The organism is Bacillus sp. FF-1 (assembly GCF_028548245.1).
GTDB lineage: Bacteria > Bacillota > Bacilli > Bacillales > Bacillaceae_G > Bacillus_A > Bacillus_A paranthracis.
Window position 1 is genome coordinate 400867 of record NZ_JAQQGG010000001.1, and the last position, 18557, is coordinate 419423.

At 34.9% G+C, this 18557-nt stretch carries 22 protein-coding genes and 1 riboswitch; of the genes, 19 read left to right on the forward strand and 3 right to left on the reverse strand.

Annotation, left to right across the window (positions count from 1 at the left end):
- Positions 1 to 110: 110 nt before the first annotated feature.
- Positions 111 to 692 (forward strand): cob(I)yrinic acid a,c-diamide adenosyltransferase, encoded by a 582-nt coding sequence (locus tag PQF83_RS02160; protein WP_000781284.1) that lies wholly within the window; start codon positions 111 to 113, stop codon positions 690 to 692.
- An 84-nt stretch (positions 693 to 776) separates the two neighbouring features.
- A complete protein-coding gene (locus PQF83_RS02165; RefSeq protein WP_000645700.1) occupies positions 777 to 1391 on the forward strand; it encodes a peptidoglycan DD-metalloendopeptidase family protein in 615 nt (204 codons plus the stop codon).
- Positions 1392 to 1420: 29 nt separating this feature from the next.
- Here PQF83_RS02165 and PQF83_RS02170 read toward each other — a convergent pair whose 3' ends face one another.
- Entirely contained in the window at positions 1421 to 2107 is a 687-nt protein-coding gene (locus tag PQF83_RS02170) for a hypothetical protein (RefSeq protein ID WP_000711807.1), read from the reverse strand.
- Positions 2108 to 2352: 245 nt separating this feature from the next.
- A riboswitch (FMN riboswitch) is annotated at positions 2353 to 2492 on the forward strand.
- 162 nt (positions 2493 to 2654) lie between these two features.
- Here PQF83_RS02170 and PQF83_RS02175 point away from each other — a divergent pair.
- Positions 2655 to 3233, forward strand: a complete 579-nt coding sequence (locus PQF83_RS02175) for an ECF transporter S component (protein ID WP_000810854.1) — start codon at positions 2655 to 2657, stop codon at positions 3231 to 3233.
- A gap of 123 nt (positions 3234 to 3356) precedes the next feature.
- Here the strand turns inward: PQF83_RS02175 and PQF83_RS02180 are convergent, their stop codons facing one another.
- Positions 3357 to 3605 (reverse strand): ferredoxin, encoded by a 249-nt coding sequence (locus PQF83_RS02180; RefSeq protein ID WP_001151996.1) that lies wholly within the window; start codon positions 3603 to 3605, stop codon positions 3357 to 3359.
- Between the two features lie 267 nt (positions 3606 to 3872).
- On the opposite strand from PQF83_RS02180, the gene PQF83_RS02185 reads away from it, so the two are divergent.
- The 12 genes from PQF83_RS02185 (at position 3873) to PQF83_RS02240 (ending at position 13785) form a co-directional block, all read left to right on the forward strand.
- Entirely contained in the window at positions 3873 to 4934 is a 1062-nt protein-coding gene (locus PQF83_RS02185; protein WP_001176996.1) for a helix-turn-helix domain-containing protein, read from the forward strand.
- Positions 4924 to 6453 (forward strand): RecQ family ATP-dependent DNA helicase, encoded by a 1530-nt coding sequence (locus tag PQF83_RS02190; protein ID WP_000762996.1) that lies wholly within the window; start codon positions 4924 to 4926, stop codon positions 6451 to 6453. The genes PQF83_RS02185 and PQF83_RS02190 overlap by 11 nt, the downstream gene beginning before the upstream one ends.
- Positions 6453 to 7016: a CPBP family intramembrane glutamic endopeptidase gene (locus PQF83_RS02195; protein WP_001025765.1), complete on the forward strand. Its 564-nt coding sequence runs from the start codon at positions 6453 to 6455 to the stop codon at positions 7014 to 7016. Before PQF83_RS02190 ends, PQF83_RS02195 begins: the two co-directional genes overlap by 1 nt.
- Before the next feature lie 22 nt (positions 7017 to 7038).
- On the forward strand, positions 7039 to 7518 hold the full coding sequence (locus PQF83_RS02200) for a LysM peptidoglycan-binding domain-containing protein (RefSeq protein ID WP_001254346.1): 480 nt from the start codon (positions 7039 to 7041) through the stop codon (positions 7516 to 7518).
- 57 nt (positions 7519 to 7575) lie between these two features.
- Entirely contained in the window at positions 7576 to 8352 is a 777-nt protein-coding gene (locus PQF83_RS02205; RefSeq protein ID WP_000637818.1) for a metallophosphoesterase, read from the forward strand.
- Positions 8352 to 9227 (forward strand): MerR family transcriptional regulator, encoded by an 876-nt coding sequence (locus tag PQF83_RS02210; RefSeq protein WP_001142636.1) that lies wholly within the window; start codon positions 8352 to 8354, stop codon positions 9225 to 9227. Before PQF83_RS02205 ends, PQF83_RS02210 begins: the two co-directional genes overlap by 1 nt.
- Before the next feature lie 77 nt (positions 9228 to 9304).
- The gene (locus tag PQF83_RS02215) at positions 9305 to 9913 is read left to right on the forward strand and encodes a genetic competence negative regulator (RefSeq protein ID WP_001235392.1); all 609 of its coding nucleotides are present in this window, start codon (positions 9305 to 9307) and stop codon (positions 9911 to 9913) included.
- Positions 9914 to 10181: 268 nt separating this feature from the next.
- Complete coding sequence (gene gudB, locus PQF83_RS02220) at positions 10182 to 11468, forward strand: NAD-specific glutamate dehydrogenase (protein ID WP_000225176.1); 1287 nt, start codon at positions 10182 to 10184, stop codon at positions 11466 to 11468.
- A 78-nt stretch (positions 11469 to 11546) separates the two neighbouring features.
- Positions 11547 to 11756 (forward strand): hypothetical protein, encoded by a 210-nt coding sequence (locus tag PQF83_RS02225; protein WP_000526182.1) that lies wholly within the window; start codon positions 11547 to 11549, stop codon positions 11754 to 11756.
- Between the two features lie 92 nt (positions 11757 to 11848).
- The gene (locus PQF83_RS02230; RefSeq protein ID WP_001983018.1) at positions 11849 to 12085 is read left to right on the forward strand and encodes a DUF3961 domain-containing protein; all 237 of its coding nucleotides are present in this window, start codon (positions 11849 to 11851) and stop codon (positions 12083 to 12085) included.
- 79 nt (positions 12086 to 12164) lie between these two features.
- Positions 12165 to 12695, forward strand: a complete 531-nt coding sequence (locus tag PQF83_RS02235) for a peptidoglycan recognition protein family protein (protein ID WP_001240643.1) — start codon at positions 12165 to 12167, stop codon at positions 12693 to 12695.
- A gap of 109 nt (positions 12696 to 12804) precedes the next feature.
- On the forward strand, positions 12805 to 13785 hold the full coding sequence (locus PQF83_RS02240; RefSeq protein WP_196240852.1) for a YpdA family putative bacillithiol disulfide reductase: 981 nt from the start codon (positions 12805 to 12807) through the stop codon (positions 13783 to 13785).
- A 37-nt stretch (positions 13786 to 13822) separates the two neighbouring features.
- Here the strand turns inward: PQF83_RS02240 and ansA are convergent, their stop codons facing one another.
- Positions 13823 to 14797 carry an asparaginase gene (gene ansA / locus PQF83_RS02245; RefSeq protein ID WP_000822020.1) on the reverse strand — a complete coding sequence of 325 codons (975 nt, stop codon included), beginning with the start codon at positions 14795 to 14797 and terminating at the stop codon, positions 13823 to 13825.
- A gap of 180 nt (positions 14798 to 14977) precedes the next feature.
- On the opposite strand from ansA, the gene PQF83_RS02250 reads away from it, so the two are divergent.
- The 4 genes from PQF83_RS02250 (at position 14978) to PQF83_RS02265 (ending at position 18501) form a co-directional block, all read left to right on the forward strand.
- Positions 14978 to 15151, forward strand: coding sequence for a YpfB family protein (locus tag PQF83_RS02250; protein WP_000738061.1), 174 nt, complete (start codon positions 14978 to 14980; stop codon positions 15149 to 15151).
- Positions 15152 to 15279: 128 nt separating this feature from the next.
- Entirely contained in the window at positions 15280 to 15957 is a 678-nt protein-coding gene (gene cmk, locus PQF83_RS02255; protein ID WP_000361264.1) for a (d)CMP kinase, read from the forward strand.
- A gap of 333 nt (positions 15958 to 16290) precedes the next feature.
- Positions 16291 to 17439 (forward strand): 30S ribosomal protein S1, encoded by a 1149-nt coding sequence (gene rpsA / locus PQF83_RS02260; RefSeq protein WP_000229569.1) that lies wholly within the window; start codon positions 16291 to 16293, stop codon positions 17437 to 17439.
- 12 nt (positions 17440 to 17451) lie between these two features.
- Entirely contained in the window at positions 17452 to 18501 is a 1050-nt protein-coding gene (locus PQF83_RS02265) for a type 2 isopentenyl-diphosphate Delta-isomerase (protein ID WP_000251042.1), read from the forward strand.
- The last annotated feature ends 56 nt before the right edge of the window (positions 18502 to 18557 follow it).

Consider the following 18557-nt stretch of genomic DNA (forward strand, 5'->3'; position numbering starts at 1 on the left):
ATAAAGTTCTACTGTTGTTTATTTTTTTGTAAAATCAATTAAATAAATAATAGTAGAACTTTTTTCTAACTTAGTCGAATGAAGAATGATGAGAGGGGTGTCGTAAAGCAATGAAATTATATACAAAAACAGGAGATAAAGGGACAACAAGTGTAATAGGCGGCAGAGTGGATAAAGATAATATCCGAGTTGAAGCATATGGCACAATAGATGAGGCGAATTCTCATATTGGATATGCGATGACTAAACTACAAGGCGGGTCTTTCGGAGATATTTATAATGAACTTGAAAATATTCAACATGAACTATTTGATTGCGGGGGAGACTTGGCGATAGTAGGCGAGAAAATTCCTTATAAAGTAAAAATTGAAATGGTCGAAAACTTAGAAAGTAGGATTGATTCGTATATAGAAGAAGCACCGCCGCTAGAACGGTTTATTTTACCAGGTGGAAGCGAGTCGGCAGCTGCTATTCATATTGCACGTACAGTTGTAAGGCGAGCAGAACGATGTATCGTGTCCCTGCAAAAAGAAGGAGAAATAAATGAAGTTGTTCTAAAGTATGTAAATAGATTATCTGATTATTTATTTGCAGTAGCTAGAGTAATAAACGCTCGATTACAAGTAAAAGATGTAGAGTATAATCGCAGTGCAATCGTTTTTCGTGATAAGAAAGAGAAGGAAGTGGAGTGATTCACTTTCTTTTTTTGTATAGTTTTTTCTGTAATATACCAAAATAGAGAAGGTATGGTCGTAATTAGAAAACGGAGGATTTATATGAAAGCTTTAAAATACGGCGTCATGTTATTGACAGTACTGTTTTTATCTCAATTACATGTGTACGCAGAGGGAAATCAATGGGCATGGCCTGTTGAAGGACAGATAAGTGATTATTTTGGAACAAGGCACGGAAAACACTACGGTATAGATATAGCGGCACCGATCGGCACGCCTGTGTCAGCTATTCAAGAAGGGAAGGTAACAAAGTCTTATTATTCAAGTAGTTATGGAAACGTTATATTTATTAAACATGGAGAATATGAGGCTGTGTATGCACATTTAAATAAGAGATATGTAGCTCAAGGGGATTATATTTCAAAAGGAGAAATAATTGGAGAAGTAGGAAATACAGGAGAATCCCGAGGTGCACACTTACATTTAGAAGTTCATCAAGGAAGATGGACGATGGCAAAAAAGAATGCGATGAATCCATTGCTTGTTTTACATGAACAAAGAAATGAAACAGTTTCTTCATCGTTATACGTTGTCCAAAAAGGTGATACTCTAGTTAGCATTGCACGGAAATTTAGAATGTCCGTTAAGGAAATTCAAGAAAAAAATGGGTTGCAACAAGAGCTCATTTATCCAAATCAACAATTATATGTAAAGTAAAAAAAAGAGCTAGTTTAACTAGCTCTTTTTTACCAAAAAATAAAGACACATATAAATCCAGAAATAGCTAAGTAGCTATATAAGTAAAATACTTTCGCTCTTGTTTTTTCGTTTGTTCGAAATAGTACAATAGTCGGTTCAATTAAACCAATTGTCAAACAAAGTAAACCAAGAAGCATACAACCGATTGAAATAGAGTACAGGGCGATTTGTGGTCCTTGAAATGGAATCATCCATTTTAATAAAAATGCAATGAGTGCAGTATAGCAAATGCTGCCGATGTATTTATTCAACGGTGCATTAGAACGGAAACCAGGAAGTTTTTTTAAGAAAGAGCGGGAAACAACTTCAGTTTGTAAAGATGTATGCTCTTCGATTATTTTTTGAGCTTCTTTTCCTTTTTGGAAAAGGGATAATATCCAGTTTCGCTCACCTTGAAAAATAAATTGTGAAGTTGTTAAATAATGATCCACCTTCACTTTATTCCAACTCTTCCACGGATGACGCTCACATAATTTTAATTTACTTTCTGTCTTTTTATCATACTGATAAATACTGATGCCATCTTCATCGAAAGCAGCATAGTATGTCTCGCTTGAGAATGTGCCTAAATCAATTGGACAGTAGAAAAGTAATTCTTTTTTTAAGTAAAAGTATTCTTTCCTTAAGTTTTTTTTCATTGTTTCTCGAATAGAGTGTCTCTTCTCTTTCTTCATGACATTTCCTCCATAATCCAGAAAATGTTCTTATCTTAACAATTCAACATCTTATCACTTTTAATTATATATGACTAGGGGATTCATAGGAGAAATGCCGAATACTAAAAAATATGGAGTGTATTGTAAAATATAATGAATGATTTTGATTATGTAAAATCAATAACTTATTTTTAATAAGTTACGATTTTTTTGTTCACAATACGATCATGTTGTTGTATAATGAAGTGGAAAATAGAATATCGGTCTATCTTCGGGGCAGGGTGAAAATCCCGACCGGCGGTGATGAACTATATGTGATTTTGTTCTAAGCCCGCGAGCCGTTAAGGCAGGATTTGGTGTGATTCCAAAGCCGACAGTACAGTCTGGATGGGAGAAGATGGAGGTTCAAGCGTTCAAAAAAGATAAGTATTTGAACGTCTGTTTGATGTGCCTTAAATTCTCCCTTTGTGTAAAACACAAAGGGTTTTTTCGTTCTATGAAAAAGTAGGCATAGCAGAACCTTTCCACTTTCCATGAGATGATCGATGGAAAAGGAGAGAGAAAGATGAAACAAAAAAACAGTGTAGTGCAGATGGTGAGTGTAGCGATGCTAAGTAGTATTGCATATTTACTGATGATGTTGGATTTCCCATTCCCAGGGCTTCCGCCATTTTTAAAAATTGATTTTAGTGATGTACCAGCTCTAATTGCTGCAATTATTTTCGGGCCGGTTGCAGGGATAATTGTAGAAGCGATAAAGAATATTTTACATTACGGGATTCAAGGGAGTTTAACGGGAGTACCAGTTGGAGAAATTGCTAACTTTATTGCAGGATGTTTATTTATTGGACCAGCAACTTTCTTATTTAGAAAGTATCGTACTGTTAAGAGTTTAACGACAGGATTAATGCTAGGGACAATTACAATGGCTCTTATTATGAGCGTATTAAATTACATCATCATATTCCCAGCTTACACTTGGTTTTTAAATTCACCAGCTATGTCTAGCGAAGCGATAAAGACAACGGTTGTAACGGCAATCTTACCATTTAATTTGATTAAAGGAATTGTTGTGACAATTGTATTTGTAGCGTTATTCTCACGCCTGAAAGTATGGGTGTTTGCAAAAATGAAAAATGCATAAAATATAAAATAAAACCATTAGTAGTATGTAACTACTAATGGTTTTTTAATAAGGAGAATGAAAATAGAAAACAAAAAATACCCCTCAAAGGAATGAGGGGTATTTTTTGAAGTTAATAAAAGACTATTCGAACTTTAAAGCATCGCCGTCGAATGATTCGTCAGCAACTTTAATTGAGTCAGTTGGACAACCTTCAAATGCATCCATCATATCTTCAAGTAATACATCTGGAATTTCAACAATACCTTGGTTATCGTCTAATGTTACGAATGCAATACCTTCATCATCATAGTCATAAATGTCTGGTGCAGCAGCGCCACAAGCACCACATGCGATACAAGTATCTTTATCAACGATTGTATATTTTGCCATCTTTTTTCCCTCCTGATAATATGTATGTGAAAAGCTCGCCATAAAAATTATAACCTTATTGTAAAACGGTTTTTAAAACTTTTCAACATAAAATTATAATGATAATCCTTATCAATTAGAGTGTCAACTAATTTCTGCATTATGTCATAAGATTTTCAAAATACGTAAATGTTATTTCGTTTGGTACAATAGAATATATACAAGTACATATTGCCCATATGATAAGTTTAATGAGTAACTAAGTTAGATTGAAAGGTGGAAGCGGTAATGCAACTACAATATACTGTATTGTATTGTTTAAAACAATTGAATGGTGAAAGGACCGTTTCTTCTATTTATTATTTATTAAAGGGAAAACGTTCTTCGCAAACGTTACAAGATGGAAATATGTTCCGAATTTCTTTTTTGTTTGGAATATATAAATCGCTAAATAGAGCTGAATATGATCGTGAAGTTGCAAAGTTGTTGCAAGCAGATTTGATTCAAGAAATACATGAAAATACATATTTGTTAACACCTAAAGGTAAAATGCAGTTACATACATGGGAGGAAGGGTATGCTTTTCCAGCGCATTTACATGGTTTGCACTATGGTGAATTAGGTGAAACATTTTGGAAAAGATTATCTTTAATTATTCAAACTATATCTAATTTACAACAGAATAATACGAAGTTTATTCCTATTCAACAAGATACAGAAATAATGGTTTGGGTGAAACGCTTTTTAACAGGTATGCCGTATAGGCGTAGTGAATTGGCAAAAAGATTATGGAAAGAAATATATACTCTTTTAAGGAAATGTGATGTGGTAGAAGCAACGATTGTAACATATAGATTAACAGGATATGAACGTATCGGTTGTACATTGCAGCAGTTAGCAGAAATTACGAAACGAGATGTTTTCAGGGTGTACTTTTTATTTTGGGGTACAATTCATTTCCTTATACAAGAAGTTCGCGATTATGAAAATGAATTTCCGTTATTAGCTGAAATTATTTCTTATCCAAATGAGAGAGCTGAATTATTTAGTTTATCAACAAAAAAAACATATAATTTTTGGAGGCAAGGGCGCTCATTAGAAGAAATAGCGACAATTAGAAATCTAAAGGTTGCAACGATAGAAGATCATTTTGTTGAAATTGCTTTGCGAGAAAGAGATTTTTCAATCGAGATGTTTATGGAAAAAGACAAAATAGATAAAGTAACAGAAGTAATTGATGCATTACAAACACGTAAGCTGCGTGAGTTGAAACAAGCGGTTGGAGAGGATATCTCTTATTTTGAAGTTCGTCTTGTATTGGCGCGGATGGAGGGTATAAATGAAACTTGAGGAATATTTATATAGGTGGTTTGGATATTCTGAATTTCGTCCAGGTCAAAAAGGGGTAATTACAGATTTATTGGAAGGAAAAGATGTTATAGCGATGCTTCCGACCGGAAGAGGGAAGTCTATGTGCTATCAACTTCCAGGGCTCATGCAAGAAGGGACAGTACTTGTTGTATCACCATTATTATCTTTGATGGAAGATCAGGTTACACAATTAAAATATGTTGTGAAAAACCGAGTGATAGCATTTAATAGTTTTCGGACATTACAGGAAAAAAGAGAAGCGATGAAAAGATTAGCTTCTTATAAATTTATTTTTGTATCACCAGAGATGTTGCAGTCGGAATTGTTAATAAGAGAATTGAAGAAAGTTCATATTTCATTATTTGTTGTGGATGAAGCTCATTGTATTTCGCAATGGGGTTATGATTTTAGACCAGATTATAAAAAACTAAATGTAGTTATTAAGAATATCGGGTCTCCTACAGTGCTAGCATTAACTGCAACAGCGACGAAAGATGTACTCCGAGATATAGCAGAGAGTTTGAATTTGGAGAATGTGACGCAGCATGTATACTCTATTGATCGTCCAAATATAGCAATGGAAGTACAATTTGTAGAGACGATAGAAGAGAAGAAAGAGGCGCTTTTGGACCAGGTGATGTATTTACAAGGGCCGGGGATTGTATATTGTTCAAGCAGAGCGTGGACAGAACGTTTAACGGAATATTTAAGAGGAAAAGGCGTTACTGGTGTCGCTTTCTATCATGGTGGTATGGAACATGAAGAGCGTATGTTAATTCAACAGCAGTTTATGAATGACCAATTACAGCTTGTAATATGTACAAGTGCTTTTGGTATGGGAGTAAATAAATCAAACACGAGATATATTATTCATTTTCACTATCCGACTAATATAGCTTCTTATTTACAAGAAATCGGAAGAGCTGGAAGAGATGGTGAACCAAGTATAGCTATTTTACTATGTAGTCCGTTAGATCACGATTTACCAATTTCAATAATTGAAGATGAATTGCCAAGCCAGTCACAAATACAATTTTTATTTTCTTTACTACAGGAAAGAATGTTTCAAACGAAAGAATTACCAATAGAAGAGGTAGAAGAAATTTGTTATAATGCAGCAAGATTTAATGAACAATATTGGCGTTTCATCCGCTATCATCTTGAACAGCTTGGAATCATACAACAACGAAAACTAATATTAGAGAGCTTGTCAGATGAAATTATGAACAGATTAATAGCTGAAGTAGAAATAAGGTTACGTAATAAATATAGTGAGCTAGAAAATATGAAATCATGGATACAAGTGAAAGAATGTAGACGAGAATATTTGCTGCGACAGTTCGGTTACAGAAAAGAGGGCGAGTTAAAGAATTGCTGCGACTATTGTCATATTACAAAAACAGATTATAAAAAAAGACAAGCGCAACAATCGGATTTCGACTATAATTGGGAAACAGAGTTACAAAAGCTTTTCGGTCTAGAAAAGATGGGGGAATGATGAACATTCAAAGGCATAATATTGAAGATATGAGTCCGAAAGAAATAAGGCTGAATCTGTATATCACACAGTTCATTATTATCGGTATCGGTTGTTTACTAGCATATATACTATTCCGAGATATAAAATCGGTGTATAGTCTGTGGAAATGGGAACCGGTGTCTATACTTATAATAGGTGGCTTGTTAGCGATTGGTATTGTGTTATTAGATTATGTTGCAATGCGAGTATTTCCAGAGTCTTGGTTTGATGATGGTGGTATTAATGATAGGATGTTTCAAGGGATGTCAGTTATGCATCTACTCGTTATTACGTTCATTATCGGCTTTGCAGAAGAATTTTTATTTAGAGGTGTAGTACAGACGCACTTTGGAATTGTAATAGCGAGTTTTGTATTTGCAGTGTTACATATTCGGTATATAAAAAAGCCATTTTTGTTTTGTTTCGTCTGTTTCATTAGTTTTGTCTTTGGTTACGTATTTGAATGGACAGGAAATTTGTTTATAACAATCTTTGCACACTTTCTTGTTGATTTTATAATGGGACTCCAATTAAGAAAATAAATGGAAGGTGGTGGTGAACAACATGAGAAGACGAATTCCTGATTTTGAAGAGGAATTAGAAGTTGAGCGAGTGGAAGAAAAAGAAGGTTTACCGCCGCGTAGTGAAATTCATAGAAATAAAGAAAAAAAACAAAAGTTTAAAATGAATCATATTTTCGTTCGAGTTTTAACATTTCTATTCATATTACTACCAATTAGCATCTTATGGTATACAGATAAATATATTCAGGTGAAAAGTGATAGTAATAACGCTGGAAAAAGTGCATTTGAGGTTATTTTTTTTGATTCAGCTAAATCTGAGTCCGAGGCATCATCTGAGAAAGTCGTCACGCATACGGTGAAAGAGGGAGAAACTTTAGAAAGTATAGCGAAGCAATATTTTTCAGATGAAACTGGGATCGAAGTGATTAAAAAGTATAATGATTTACAAAAAGATGAAGTGAATGTAGGTCAAGAATTAAAAATTCCGATAAAAGATAAGTCCACAAAGCGAAAAAGTTAGTAAAATACTTACTATAAAAACTGAGGATTATCTTTATGAGGAGGGGAGTAAAAATATATGATATGGATTATCTTATTAAGTACTCTCGTTTGTATTGGTATTATAATGCTTCTTGTAATGTATACAGAAGCAATGCGTAATACGGTGCTAGAACATACTTTAATATTTGAAGAATTTCCGAAAAGTTTTCAAAAAGTAAATGTATTTTTTATATCTGATATTCATAGAAGGGTCATTTCGAATTCGTTAATTGAACAAGTAAAAGGAAGAGTTGATCTTGTAATTATTGGTGGTGATTTAGCGGAAAAAGGTGTCCCTTTATCGAAAATCTCTGCAAATATACAAAAGCTAAGAGCAATAGCTCCTGTATATTTTGTATGGGGAAATAATGATTATGAAATTGAATATCATGAATTAGATGCTTTGTTATTAGAAAATAATGTAAAAGTTTTAGATAATACAAGAGTTGTATTTGAGTCTGAATTAGGAGAGAAAATTTGTTTGCTCGGTGTAGATGATGTTGGTTTGGAACGTGATCGTTTAGATTTAGCGTTGGCTGATTGTAAAGAAGATGGTTTTCGCATATTAATTAGCCACAACCCTGATATAATAAATAAAATGTCTGGAAAAGAACAAATTTCACTTGTGCTAAGTGGACATACACATGGAGGGCAGATTCGATTATTCCCATCTAAAAAATATTTAAAAGGTGGCGTATATAAGCATTCAAATATAACTCTTTTTGTTAGTAATGGGTATGGAACAACGTTGATTCCACTTCGCTTCCGAGCACCTGCTCAAACACATATTATTACGTTATGCGGAGGGAAATGATGCCAACTCTAAACGGAAAATATAACATAAAAGCTGTTTCAAAAATAATTGGAGTTCAACCAAGTACGCTTCGTGCATGGGAAAGAAGATATCAAATGATTGCCCCAAAGCGGAATCATGCGGGGCATCGATTATATACAGAAGAGCATATTCAAATTTTGAAATGGTTAATGGACAAGGTTTCTTCCGGCATGATGATTGGACAAGCAGTTCAATTATTAGAAGGGAATCGTTTGCAGAATAGTGTTCAAAATGAAATACATTACGATAGAGAAGTTGTTTTAGTGGACGATTTACTACAAGCTTTGTTAAAATTTGATGAAATTACAACTTCTGCATTGTTAAACGAGGCCTTTAGTATTTATGCAACAGAAAAAGTTATCGCAAGTATTGTTCTTCAAGTGTCAAATAAATTGTTAACGTTAAAAAATAATAATGAAGTTACAATGGTGCAATTCCAATATGTCGTATCATTTTTACAAACGCGTCTAGGGATGGTATATCATAATGCATCATCGTTTTCTTCTATACACAAAGTTGTTGTGTTAGAAAGTAATATGTTGAAAGGGTTTGTTTTCTCAACGTATTTACGATTAAAAGGATATGAGGTGATATATATTAGGGCAAGCTTAGCGGAAGATAGTATTACGTTAGCTGTTGAGCAAATAAGACCTAAATATGTAGTAATCTCTTTTGATGACGGACGAGAACTGAAGAACGCAACGAGCTACTTGAATTTGTTGCAAGAAAAAAGTGAAAACCTTTCTGTTGGGGTTATAGGAGAAATAGGTGCTGGAGATCAGTTGAACATTCAAACAAGCCTAATTGGTGACACGAAAGAAGAATGGGATGATTGGTTAAAAATGTTAGAATAGTTGTTCGAAAAGAACCATCTATTTTCTATTTCATATAATAAAAATTATATTCATTGGTTGCGTAGGGAGGGTATGAGATGAGGCTGGAACGATTAAATTACAATAAGATAAAAATTTTCTTAACATTTGATGATTTATCTGAACGAGGATTAACGAAAGAAGATTTGTGGAGAAATGCACCGAAAGTACAGCAATTATTTCGTGATATGATGCAAGAAGCAAATAAAGAATTGGGATTTGAAGCGGATGGCCCGATTGCAGTTGAAGTATTTTCTCTACAAGCGCAAGGAATGGTCGTAATTGTAACGAAAGAACATCAAGAAGCGGATACAGATGATGAGTTCCGTGACGAGTTTATTGAAATGCAAGTGACTCTAGATGAAAGCGAGCATATCCTTTATGAGTTTGCTACACTAGATGACGTAATTAACCTGTCGAATCGTTTATATAACCTTGATGTAACTGGCGGAAAATTATATACGTGGGATGGGCGTTTCTATCTTTGGATGGAAGAAGAGGAGCAAATACAATTACTGAAGGCAGATTTTATAGCTATTTTAGCGGAATATGGTAATCCGTCTACAGCAACTATTTATCGTCTAATGGAGTATGGTAAAGAATTAATGGCTTCTCAAGCAATTGAACAAATACACAATTACTTTGTGAAAAAACAAAACCTTAGCTAATGTAACATAGCTAAGGTTTTGTTTTTTACCTTACTTAAATGTATTTTTTTCAAAGTGCTGTACATGAATAAAATAAAAAATATTTAAATATTTAAGTATTTTACTTTTCTAAAAGCGATAAAAGGACTATAATGATAGTGAAAACGCTTGCAAAAGAAAATACTTTGTATATATTTGTTAGCGTTTTCTATTGCATTCCAAATTTAACGGTGTATACTAGGCAATGAAGGTTTACTAAACAAGTGAAATTACAGGGGGTTTACTTACTATGGTAGCCGAAAAGGGAACTCAAACAAAAACACAACAACAAAGGGAACAACATTTTGAACTATTGAATTCAACACAAATTGTTATTAGTGAAGCGTTAGAAAAATTGGGTTATCCAAACGAAGTATATGAATTATTAAAAGAACCAGTTCGTATGATGACAGTGAAAATACCAGTTCGTATGGATGACGGGACTGTTAAAATATTTACAGGATATCGTGCACAACATAATGATGCTGTTGGTCCAACGAAAGGTGGAATTCGCTTCCATCCGAATGTAACAGAAAATGAAGTGAAAGCACTTTCAATTTGGATGAGTTTAAAATGTGGTATTGTTGATTTACCATATGGCGGAGGTAAAGGTGGAATTATCTGTGACCCGCGTGAAATGTCATTCCGTGAGTTAGAAAGATTAAGCCGCGGTTATGTACGAGCAATTAGCCAAATCGTAGGACCGACGAAAGATATTCCAGCTCCAGATGTATTCACAAACTCTCAAATTATGGCATGGATGATGGATGAGTATAGCCGTATTGACGAATTTAATTCACCAGGATTTATTACAGGTAAGCCACTTGTATTAGGTGGATCACATGGACGTGAAACAGCAACAGCGAAAGGTGTTACAATTTGTATTCGCGAAGCTGCAAAAAAACGCGACATTGATATTAAAGGTGCACGCGTTGTTGTTCAAGGATTCGGTAATGCTGGTAGCTTCTTAGCTAAATTTATGCATGATGCAGGTGCGAAAGTTATTGCGATCTCAGATGCTTACGGCGCATTACATGATCCAAACGGATTAGATATTGATTATTTATTAGACCGTCGTGATAGCTTCGGTACAGTAACAAAACTATTTAATAATACAATTTCAAACAAAGAATTGTTAGAACTTGATTGCGACATTTTAGTTCCAGCTGCAATTGAGAACCAAATTACAGAAGAAAATGCTAATGATATTAAAGCAAAAATCGTTGTTGAAGCTGCAAATGGTCCAACAACATTAGAAGCAACTAAAATTTTAACAGATCGCGGAATTTTACTTGTTCCAGACGTATTAGCGAGTGCTGGTGGGGTAACAGTATCTTACTTTGAGTGGGTACAAAATAACCAAGGTTACTACTGGACTGAAGAAGAAGTAGAACAACGTTTAGAAAAAGTAATGGTAAGATCATTTGATTCTATTTATGAAACAGCACAAGTTCGTAAAGTGAATATGCGCTTAGCAGCGTATATGGTCGGTGTTCGTAAAATGGCTGAAGCAAGTCGCTTCAGAGGTTGGGTATAATATTATATTGTGAGAAAACGTGATTCCTTTCGAGGGAATCACGTTTTTTTGTTGAAGTATTAGAGTGAAGTGTTGTAAATGGGAAATGAAATGATGGAACGGGTAGAACAATTAGAAGAAAAGGTTAAGAGGTTAGAGGGAGAACTTGCAAGAACGACGAAAGTCAAAAATACAAGTATTGTTCGGGTGTTCGGGGAAGGGCTACTGTTTTTAATATTTGGTGCGGTTGTAGTAGGGCCAATTATCGCCTTTGTAATCACGATTCTTACTGGATTTGCTGAAAAATAAAATAAAAACGAAAAGAACGCTTGTTCTATGCGAACAAACGTGCTATACTCTCCTTAGATAAACAAAACGGAAATGATTTTAAGGAGAGATAAATGATGAAAATGACAGTAGACCAAAGATTTATGATGCCAGCGGATGTTGTAGAACGAGTGGAAGTATTAAGAAACAAACAAAGTAAGCGCGGCACATTATTACAATCAGTAAATAAATTTTTCGGTTTAGATACGAAAGAAGATTGTGTTTGGTTTTACGGTTTTTATGGAGTTGCTGTAAGTATTTTATTATTTATGGTGTTCACATCAAATATTTTCGATTTTCTCTTCGCGTAAGAAATATGCTATAAGGACATTGCTACCGAATACATATATAAAGAAGTAAGGTAATCTTCTGAAGCGGGAGTTGGTAGTAATGGCGATGTTTCCTATAGAGCGTAACTATATTGGATATGGAAGTTCACGGCCGGGAATTCCTCTTTCTAAAGTAAGGTTTATTGTAAGCCATGATACGGGGAATCCTGGTAGCAATGCGATTGGGAATCGGGATTATTTTAATGAAATACAACCGAAAGCTTCGGCACATACATTTATAGATGACAAAACAATACTAGAAATTATTCCTATAAATGAAGTTGCTTATCATGTTCGATATGGTGTGCCGACAGATAATGACTTATATGGGTATGATGCCAATAAGGCTGCCATTGGAGTGGAGCTTTGTTATGGCGGTGATGTTAATTTTTGGGAAGCATATACACGTTTTACGTGGTATCATGCGTATTTATGTCAAAACTTCGGCTTGAATCCGAAAAAAGATATCGTATCACATAAAACACTTGATCCAGCCAGAAAGATTGATCCTGAAAATGTTTTAGGGAAACAAGGTATTAAATTTCAGCAGTTTTTAGCAGATGTCTATCGGATGTACGTTTCGTTTAGATGACAAATATATGAAAAATGAATACAATAAAGATAGGTGCCTACTGCTGTAAGTAGGTTTTTTCTTGTTTTTATAAATAGTGTATTGGTAGAAGACTAGGAGTGAACCGAGTATGCAGAAAGAAACAGCTATCATAATTGGAGGCGGTCCGTGCGGATTAGCAGCAGCAATTTCGTTGCAAAAGGTAGGGATAAATCCGTTAGTAATTGAAAAAGGAAACATTGTAAATGCGATTTATAATTATCCAACCCATCAAACATTTTTCTCTTCTAGTGAAAAATTAGAAATTGGTGATGTAGCTTTTATTACAGAAAATCGTAAGCCTGTTCGAAATCAAGCGCTTGCGTATTATCGTGAAGTAGTAAAGCGTAAATCTGTACGTGTAAATGCTTTTGAACGAGTAGAGAAAGTTCAAAAAGATGGAGAAGTTTTTCAGGTTGAAACGACAAAGCGTGACGGAAGTAAAGAAATGTATATAGCGAAATATATTGTTGTAGCAACTGGATATTATGACAATCCAAATTATATGAACGTTCCAGGTGAGGAATTGAAGAAGGTAGCTCACTATTTTAAAGAAGGACATCCTTATTTTGATCGAGATGTAGTAGTTATAGGTGGGAAAAACTCGAGTGTAGATGCCGCGTTAGAGCTTGTGAAAGCTGGTGCGCGTGTAACGGTACTATATCGCGGAAGTGAGTATTCACCAAGCATAAAGCCTTGGATTTTGCCAGAGTTTGAGGCGTTAGTTCGAAATGGTACAATTCACATGCATTTCGGGGCTCATGTGAAAGGAATTACTGAACATACATTAACGTATACAGTTGATGGCGAAGCATATACAATCCAAAATGATTTTGTATTTGCGATGACTGGTTACCATCCTGATCATAGTTTCTTAACAAAGATGGGTGTTCGGATTGATGAAGCGACAGGACGTCCAATTTATGCAGAGGATACGATGGAAACGAACGCTGCAAATATTTTCATTGCAGGTGTAATTGCTGCTGGAAATAATGCAAATGAAATATTTATTGAGAACGGTCGATTTCATGGGGATGCGATTGCGCAAACCATTGCAACAAGAGAAATATAAAAAGAAGCTGTCGGAATAAACTTCGACAGCTTCTTTTTTAATCGTGCATAAACATGTTTTGGATTGCTTCATGAGAAGTTGTATTCTCTAATGCAACTAATAATTTAATACGTGCTTTTTGAGCGTTTAAACCGTATGTGAATACAATACCCATATCTTTTAATTGTTTGCCGCCACCTTCATATGAATATACATCTTGAACGATCCCATTGAAACAGCGAGAAACTAATACGACAGGAATTCCTTTATTTATTAGCCGTTCTAGACTAGGAAGAGTTCTTGGAGGTAAATTACCTTGTCCAAGCGCTTCAATAACAATCCCGTCTACTGGAAGATTTTCAATTGCTGCTAACAATGTATCGTCCATACCAGCGTACGCTTTTAGAACGACTACATTTTTAGAAACCTTATTTACTGAATATGTTTCGTGATGTACTAAAGCATGGTGGAATACAACACCACGTTTTGTTACCATACCGATTGGTCCATACTGTGGACTTTGGAATGTTGCTACATTACTTGTATGTGTTTTCGTTACGTTTGTAGCGCAATGAATTTCGTCGTTTAATACGACTAAAACGCCTTTTTCGGCAGCTTCACTACTGCTAGCGACTTTTACAGCTGATAAGAAGTTATATAGACCATCAGCACCTAATTCATTGCTAGAGCGCATTGCGCCTGTTACAACGATCGGAATAGTTGCTTGTACTGTTAAATCTAAGAAATAGGCCGTTTCTTCTAATGTATCCGTACCATGCGTAATGACTACGCCATGAATGTTGTCTTGTTTTACTCTTTCATCAATGATGACTTGTAATTGTAACATTTCGCTCGGTGTCATATGAGGAGATGGTAGATGAAACACATCTTCAACGATTAAATCAACATCGCCTTCTAAATCAGGAATGAATTTTAAAAGAGGATTTTTTTCACCTGGTTGTACGACCCCAGTTTCTTTATCTTCCTCCATTGCAATTGTTCCACCTGTGTGTAAAACTAGGATTCTTTTCAATGCTTATACCCCTTTCAAGTAAAAAAATACATTTAGAACATAACATGTTTTGAGTAAATTCGACAATGGAAATGTATAAAAGTATGCCTCGAAAATGACAATAAAATGAAATGCTATATGTACGATGTATAAAATTACGAAACGAAATGTGCAAATACAGTATAGGAGGGAGCCATTACGTTGAAAAAGATGGAGAGAATGCTTATTCGTATATTAATAATACAATTCATTTGTCTTTCTGTTGTGCAATTGTTATTTATACATAAGTCATCAGTGAAATATTTATCTAAAATTGTTTATTATGAAGGTGTCATGGTAAAAAACAAAGCAGAAATCTTACAGGTGAATAGGTAGTTTTCATTTTCTTCTATGAAGGATTATGCTACAATAATTGAGGATTTAATGACGTGAAGCAAATGAGAAGAAGCAGGAGAATACCTGCTTTTCGTTTTGTTTTATAAGTGAAAAAATGAGGTGTTACAATGGATAAACGAATTTCAATTGCTATAGATGGTCCAGCAGCTGCTGGAAAAAGTACAGTTGCGAAAGTTGTAGCGAAGAAGCTTTCTTACGTTTATATTGATACAGGCGCAATGTATCGTACGATTACATACGCAGCCCTTGAGCAAAAAGTGGATATTGAAAATGAAGAGCAGTTAATGGAAGTTGTAAAAAATGTGAAAATCGAGTTTCAGCAAGGAGAAAATACACAACTTGTATTTTTAAATGGACAAGATGTTTCTGAAGTAATTCGTACACCTGAGGTAACGAATCGAGTATCGATTGTGGCGAAACATCGCCTTGTTCGTGAAGAAATGGTACGCCGTCAACAAGAGTTAGCGGAAAAAGGCGGCGTTGTAATGGATGGTCGTGATATTGGTACACATGTGTTACCAGATGCTGAAGTGAAGATCTTTATGCTTGCTTCTGTTGAAGAAAGAGCAGAAAGAAGACATTTAGAAAATATGAATAAAGGTTTCGATTCTAATTTAGAGCAATTAAAAGAAGAAATTGCTCAGCGTGATAAATTAGATTCAGAACGCGAAGTTTCTCCTCTAAAAAAAGCTGATGATGCATTGGAATTAGATACAACTTCTTTATCAATTGAAGAAGTTGTCCAAAAAATTATGGGTATTGTTTCGGGAGTGTTTGCGAAATAAAGAAAGGGGGTAGCCTCTTTCTTTTTTGTTTATATAAAAATGTAAAGGATACGTGAATTGTGAGTCTCTTTCCTTGACAAATGACCGGATTTATAAGAAGTTAGTTAAAGAGGAATAAAACTGTCAGAATATATTCGCTATTATATTTCAAAACATACTTTCTTCAACATGATTTTGCTGTATACTATTTATATAGGTTTAATATATTTTCTAGTGAAATGTATGAAGCTTACGTATGTGATGATAAATTCTTAAACATGCAAATGAAAACAATTGTTTTCATTTCGTATATACATAAAAAATGCTTTGTCAATTCTGTAGGGAGGTATTTCCATGGTAGAGAAAATGAATGAAGAAGTTATGGATTCAAAAGAATTACAAGTTGGTGACGTTGTTACAGGTTCTGTAACGAAAGTTGAAGAGAAACAAGTGCTTGTAAATGTTGGATACAAAACAGATGGCGTAATTCCAATTAGTGAATTAGCTAACGTTCATATTGAAAAAGCAAGCGATGTTGTAGAATTAGATCAAACACTAGAATTAAAGGTTATTAAGTTAGAAGAGGATGATCTTGTATTATCTAAACGTGCTGTTGATGCAGAAAAAGCATGGGTAGAATTACAAGAGAAATTTACTTCTGGTCACGTATTTGATGTTACCGTAAAAGATATCGTGAATGGTGGATTAGTTGTGGACCTTGGTGTTCGCGGCTTTATACCAGCTTCACTTGTAGAAGTACATTATGTAGAAGATTTTACTGACTATAAAGGCAAAACATTAGCCGTGAAAATTGTTGAATTGGACCGTGAAAAAAATCGTGTAATCCTTTCGCATAAAGCGGTAGTAGAATTAGAACTAGATTCTAAGAAGAAAGAAGCAATTTCTTCATTAAAAGAAGGCGACGTTGTTGAAGGGACAGTACAACGACTAACGGATTTTGGTGCTTTCGTTAATGTTGGCGGTGTGGACGGTTTAGTTCATATTTCACAAATTTCACACGAACGTGTAGAGCAACCTTCTGAAGTATTAGAGCAAGGTCAAAAGGTAAAAGTAAAGGTATTATCTGTTGATGCTGACACACAACGTATTTCTTTATCAATTAAAGCAGCTCAACCGGGACCTTGGGAAAATGTTGGTGGCGAAGTAAAAGCTGGAGATATTCGTGAAGGAGTAGTAAAACGTCTTGTTACATTCGGTGCATTCGTTGAAATTTTACCGGGCGTTGAAGGTCTTGTGCATGTATCTCAAATTGCAAATCGTCACGTGAAAAATCCAAATGAAGTATTGGAAATGGGACAAGAAGTAAAAGTGAAAGTGCTTGAAGTGCATGTAGCAGAGAAACGTATTTCTTTAAGTATAAAAGAAGCGCTTGAGGAAAATAATGTAACTGAAGATTATAGTCAGTATGAACCGAATGCTGATTCTGCTACTTTCCAATTAAGTGACATTATTGGTGAACAACTGAAAAAATTAAAAAAATAAAGAGGGGTACAAGTGGTAAGGGCAAAACGTAAATTAGATCATATTGAATACGCTCTTTCTACTGGTCAGTCTCGTACGCATGGCTTTCATGATATTGATTTTGTGCATCAAAGCTTGCCAAATTCAAATTATGACACAATAACATGTGAAACAAAAATCGGCGAACTTTCACTAAGTTCGCCGATTTTTATCAATGCGATGACTGGTGGTGGAGGAGAGAAAACGTTACATATTAATGAGCAATTAGCATATGTAGCGAAACGTCATAACCTTGCTATGGCTGTAGGATCGCAAATGGCAGCGTTAAAAGATGAAAGTGAGGCTGCTTCTTATAAGATTATTAGAAAGGTAAATCCAAATGGTATTTTCTTTGCTAATTTAGGTAGTGAGGCAACTGTTGAACAGGCAGAGCGTGCTGTTGATATGGTTGAAGCAAATGCATTGCAAATTCATTTAAATGTCATACAAGAGTTAACGATGCCAGAAGGAGACCGTGACTTTACTGGTGTACTTCAGCGTATTGAGAAAATTGTTTTAAATAGTAAAGTTCCTGTCATTGTAAAAGAAGTTGGATTTGGGATGAGTAAGGAAACAATGCAACAGTTAGCGAGCGTAGGTGTAACGGCAATTGATATTGGCGGACAAGGTGGTACGAATTTTGCTGCTGTTGAAAATGAAAGAAGACAGCGAATGCTTTCTTATTTTAATAACTGGGGCATACAAACAGCTACCTCGATTATTGAAGCAACCTCTACAAATAATAACCTCTCTTTTATTGCATCTGGGGGTATACAAACAGCGCTTGACGTAGCGAAAGCAATCGCATTAGGGGCGAATACAACTGCTTTTGCTGGATACTTTTTACGCATTTTAATGCAAGATGGCATCGAGAAGTTAGTGGATGAAATTGATCTATTACATGCAGACTTGAAATTTATTATGACAGCTCTTGGCGCGAAGACGATAGAAGAGTTACAGTCTGTTCCTCTTGTTGTAAAGGGCGAAACGTATCATTGGTTAACGCAGCGTGGCATTGATACGACGCATTATAGTAGAAGATAAAAAATCGACCGTTTGGTTGATTTTTTTGTTTTCTATTCATTTTAGTAATATAAAGC